The sequence below is a fragment of the Bilophila sp. genome (assembly GCF_057864385.1).
In genome coordinates, this window is the sequence record NZ_DBMAFI010000126.1 from 1 (window position 1) to 3824 (window position 3824).

The following is a 3824-nucleotide window of genomic DNA, read 5'->3' on the forward strand; positions in this document are numbered from 1 at the left end:
CCCTCTCCCTTCAAAGACTTTCGGCCTTATCGAATCCCTGTTTGCCGCATTCCCTGTTTGCCCTGTTGGGGAGACATGCACCTTTTCGATAGTTTTTGGAAAAGTTCATTTTGTATTTCATATAGTTGAAATACAGCTTTCATTACAAAAGCGAATGTCTCCTGTTGGGAAATGCGAAAAATCTGTTTTTTGGGGCATAGGTTCGTTCCACGGCTTGACAGGAGAAACGAATCTGCATAGATACAAAGCCGGATTCAATGTCACCATCGTCTATCCGGTTAGGACGGCGGCCTCTCACGTCGCTAAGAGGGGTTCAAATCCCCTTGGTGACGCCAGCGAATGCAAAAGCCACATCACAATGATGTGGCTTTTTTGCGTTCCGGCCTACGAGCCCCCGTGAAGCGAAACTTGCCGTTTTTCCGGCATAAACCTCTCTAAGGGCTGTGTAGATGGGCTTTGGAAGGACAACCGGGCTGAAAAAATTTTTTCTGAGAGAAACGCTTTTCTCTCCAAAACTGGCTGTTCCTTTTCCTGCTTTTCTAAGGCTCTGTTATAATATGTGGTTGTTTCATCTCCACAGTACGGTGAAAAATAGAGCTTTTTTTCCAGTTTTCCCCTTGGCGGGATCCACGGCTAAGGTATTTTTCCAATTATCCCTTTGGAGTTTCAAGGAAAAAAGCATCAGCCATTTTCTATGATATAAAAGGCTGTGTCATAGAAAATAGTTGATGCTTTTTTCTTGAAGTTCCAGCGGAATTATTGAAAACAATCTTTTTGCGACTTGATAATAATTAAAATTATTTCAATATATTATATTAAATTAAAGACACGATCTAGCCACATATTCCGCCAGCGGAAAAACCGAATAAAAAAGCCGTATTTTTACCGTGTGTAGAGATAAAACAACCACATATATGACACCGCCATAAAAAAAGGCCCCGCAACCTTTCGGATGCAGGGCCTTTCTTATGGGCGTCGATTAATAGCGGGAGTAGGAAGGACGAGCTTCGCGCGGGCGGGCTTCGTTCACCTTGAGGTTGCGACCATTGAAACTGAAGTTGTCCAGCGCTTCGACAGCGGCCTGAACGCCTTCACTGGCCATCTCCACAAAACCGAAGCCGCGGGCGCGGCCGGTTTCACGGTCGGAAACGAGCTTCACGGAAGCTACTTCACCGTAAGGGGCAAAAAGATCGCGAACGTCATCTTCGGTCGCGGACCAAGGGAGATTGCCGACATAGAGAGACTTAGTCATAAAAAAAAGAGACCTTGTGTAAAAAAGAAAGACAAAATGCCTGCGCATGAACTCCATCAGCTCTCTGCGCGACGTCAGTGCACAATGACTTGTTCCCTGAGAAAGTCAAGGATTTTTTCTTATTTTTTAAAAAGTTAGAAAAAAGAATCCTTCATTTCCGAAAGACCTGAACAAAACCGCCCCATTGCCGTCCGCGCATGTCCCGATGCGCAAACGGCGTTTCAGCCGCCCGCACAGCCGGATGCGTTCCCTTCCGTATTTTCCGCCCGCTACCGCAGAAATTCCGTGAGATCCGATTGCAGGATGGCGTCCAGCTCCTCAGTCCGTCCCGCCTCGCTCTCCGTGAAGGCAAACCCGAAAACGGGCAGTTCGGGCGTATCCACCTTGCGCAGTTCGAGCACCTTCGCAAAATGCGCGGCCAGCCGCTCGTAATCGAAGGCCGAAGACGGCGGCAGGGATTTCGGCTTGTCCAGAATGACCATGCTGTAGATTTTCCCTTCCCGGCCCCGCAGGATGGCGTCAAAATCCGGCTTCCTGCCATTCAGATAGCAGTCCACCGTGTTGATCCCAAAGGCGAAATACGCCATGTCGGTCGTGCACAGCCCCGCAAAGCGCATCGCATTGAACTCAATGGGCAAAATCCGATCGGCCTCGACCCGCAATTCGACATGGGCGGGAAAGTCCCGGATGCCCATCAGGGCGTTGACCTCCCTGAAAAACGCCTCAAAACGCGCCTTGTTCGCTTCGATAACGTCCTTACTCGTATAATACAGCCGATCGCTTACGTCGCTCAGCGACGCGAAACGGTGCTTGAAGATATTCAGGATGACCGGTTCGCCCTCTCCGTCGAAATACACGTCCACGGCGAACTCTTCCCCGGTAATGTATTCCTCCACCAAGAACGACGACTGGTTGACCACGCTTTCGGGGAAGCGTTCCCGGCTTTCGCGCAGATTGCGTTCAATGTCCGCCACAGCCGCAACCCAATCCCCATCAGATGTGATCGTATAGACGCCGAGGCTGAAGAACCCCACGGAGGGCTTGAGGATAAAAGGCTTTTTCCAGCCGCTCACGTCAGCCTTCCCAAGTTCGCCCACCGGGATCTCGCGGAAGAAGAAATCAGGGTACATTCCGGCCAGCAGGCGGCGCAGAGCGGCCTTGTCCTTCATGGCGTCGATATGGCGTGCCACCGGCATATCGCCCAGATGCGCGTGGATCCATTCCAGCGCGTTCTCGGAAGACGTATACAGCCGTTCCCCGTTCCGGCAGCGCCGCTCGGCCTCGGCATCGTCCACAAGGTTCAGGCAATAGTCGCGGGCCAGTTCCGCCGTAAACGGGGTCTCCAATACGGGCTGTCCGCTCCGTTCAAGGTAATTGAGGAAGTGTTTCGAGACATACGGCCTGTCCAACAGGATCATGGAAACCTCCGGTGGTGAGTGTGATCATGGGTTAGGGAAGATTGGGGAAGGGGGGAGGAACCTTTCTGGAGAAAGGTTCCTCCCCCCTTCCCCAAACCCCATCCCCCTTTCTCCAAAGACTTTCATCCTTATCGAATCCCTTTCGCCAGTCTTGCCCGTGGGCGACAGCCCAAAACACTCTCTTTTTTCTTAGGCTGTGTCATGGAGATATTCATTTTTGCAATGAAAGATGTATTTCAACTCTATAAAATTCAAAATGAATTTTTTTGAAAACCATCGAAAAGGCGAATGGCTCGTGTTATAGAAAATGGTTGCTGCTTATTCCTTGAAGTCCCAAAGGAACAACCGGCAAAATGCCTTAGCCGCGGATTCCGTCGATGGGAAAGCAGGAGAAAAAGGCTGTATTTTCACCGTGCTGTGGAGATGAAACAATCGCATATATGACAGAGCCTTTTCATGCAAAGGGAAAGGCGTTGCCACAACAAATGATTGCCGTTTTTTCTGAAAAGCCCAAAAGACAACCAATAAAACGCCTCACCCATAAGGTTGCCTACAGTAGGCTGAAAAACGGAAAGTTGAAAAAAAGCGCATAGTTCCCCTGCTGAGAGATAAAAAAAGGCTCCGTCATAGCATATGGTTGTTTTATTCCCGTAACCTGATGAGATATATGCTTTTTATCTATTTTTCCACTGCTGGGCCCCATGATGGGGGCATTTTATTCGTTATTCCTTTAGAACTTCAAGAAATAAAGCATCAACCGCTTCCTATGACACAGCCTGAAACAAAAGCCCCTGTCATAAGCATATGGTTATTTCATTTCCGTAGCATACTGAGATATATACTTTTCTCTGATTTTTCCGCCAACAGACTCCATAACCGGGACATTTTATTCGCTATTCCTTTGAAATTTCAGGAAATAAAGCATCAGCCATTTCCTATGGCACAGCCAAGCAAAGCGATGCCATGCCCCACAAAAAAGGAAGGCTGTGTTATAGAAAATGGTTGATACTTTTTCCTTGAAGTTCCAAAGGGATAACCGGTAAAATGCCTTATCAGTGAATCCAGCCAAGGGGAAAACTGGAGAAAAAGGCTGTATTTTCACCGCACTGTGGAGATAAAGCAACCATAAACGATAACAGAGCCTTTCTCTTTAT

Annotated in this window: 4 protein-coding genes and 1 tRNA gene; 3 read left to right on the top strand and 2 right to left on the bottom strand. The window is 48.6% G+C overall.

The window, feature by feature from the left end; genetic code table 11:
- Positions 1 to 259: 259 nt before the first annotated feature.
- Positions 260 to 335, top strand: a tRNA-Glu gene (locus ACZM8Y_RS17855).
- 644 nt (positions 336 to 979) lie between these two features.
- Here ACZM8Y_RS17855 and rbp read toward each other — a convergent pair.
- Together rbp and ACZM8Y_RS17865 are read right to left on the bottom strand one after the other, a co-directional pair.
- Positions 980 to 1252 (bottom strand): RNA-binding regulator, encoded by a 273-nt coding sequence (gene rbp, locus ACZM8Y_RS17860; protein ID WP_302554742.1) that lies wholly within the window; start codon positions 1250 to 1252, stop codon positions 980 to 982.
- Between the two features lie 269 nt (positions 1253 to 1521).
- Entirely contained in the window at positions 1522 to 2670 is a 1149-nt protein-coding gene (locus ACZM8Y_RS17865; protein WP_479860008.1) for an ATP-grasp domain-containing protein, read from the bottom strand.
- Between the two features lie 377 nt (positions 2671 to 3047).
- On the opposite strand from ACZM8Y_RS17865, the gene ACZM8Y_RS17870 reads away from it, so the two are divergent.
- Positions 3048 to 3263, top strand: coding sequence for a hypothetical protein (locus ACZM8Y_RS17870; RefSeq protein WP_482331811.1), 216 nt, complete (start codon positions 3048 to 3050; stop codon positions 3261 to 3263).
- A gap of 74 nt (positions 3264 to 3337) precedes the next feature.
- A complete protein-coding gene (locus tag ACZM8Y_RS17875) occupies positions 3338 to 3676 on the top strand; it encodes a hypothetical protein (RefSeq protein ID WP_483972136.1) in 339 nt (112 codons plus the stop codon).
- The last annotated feature ends 148 nt before the right edge of the window (positions 3677 to 3824 follow it).

What these genes read in the sequence shown, in the direction of transcription:
- rbp (WP_302554742.1), bottom strand. Translation starts at nt 1,252, where the DNA reads ATGACTAAGTCTCTCTATGTCGGCAATCTCCCTTGGTCCGCGACCGAA.
- ACZM8Y_RS17875 (WP_483972136.1), top strand. Translation starts at nt 3,338, where the DNA reads ATGCTTTTTATCTATTTTTCCACTGCTGGGCCCCATGATGGGGGCATT.
- ACZM8Y_RS17865 (WP_479860008.1), bottom strand. Translation starts at nt 2,670, where the DNA reads ATGATCCTGTTGGACAGGCCGTATGTCTCGAAACACTTCCTCAATTAC.
- ACZM8Y_RS17870 (WP_482331811.1), top strand. Translation starts at nt 3,048, where the DNA reads ATGGGAAAGCAGGAGAAAAAGGCTGTATTTTCACCGTGCTGTGGAGAT.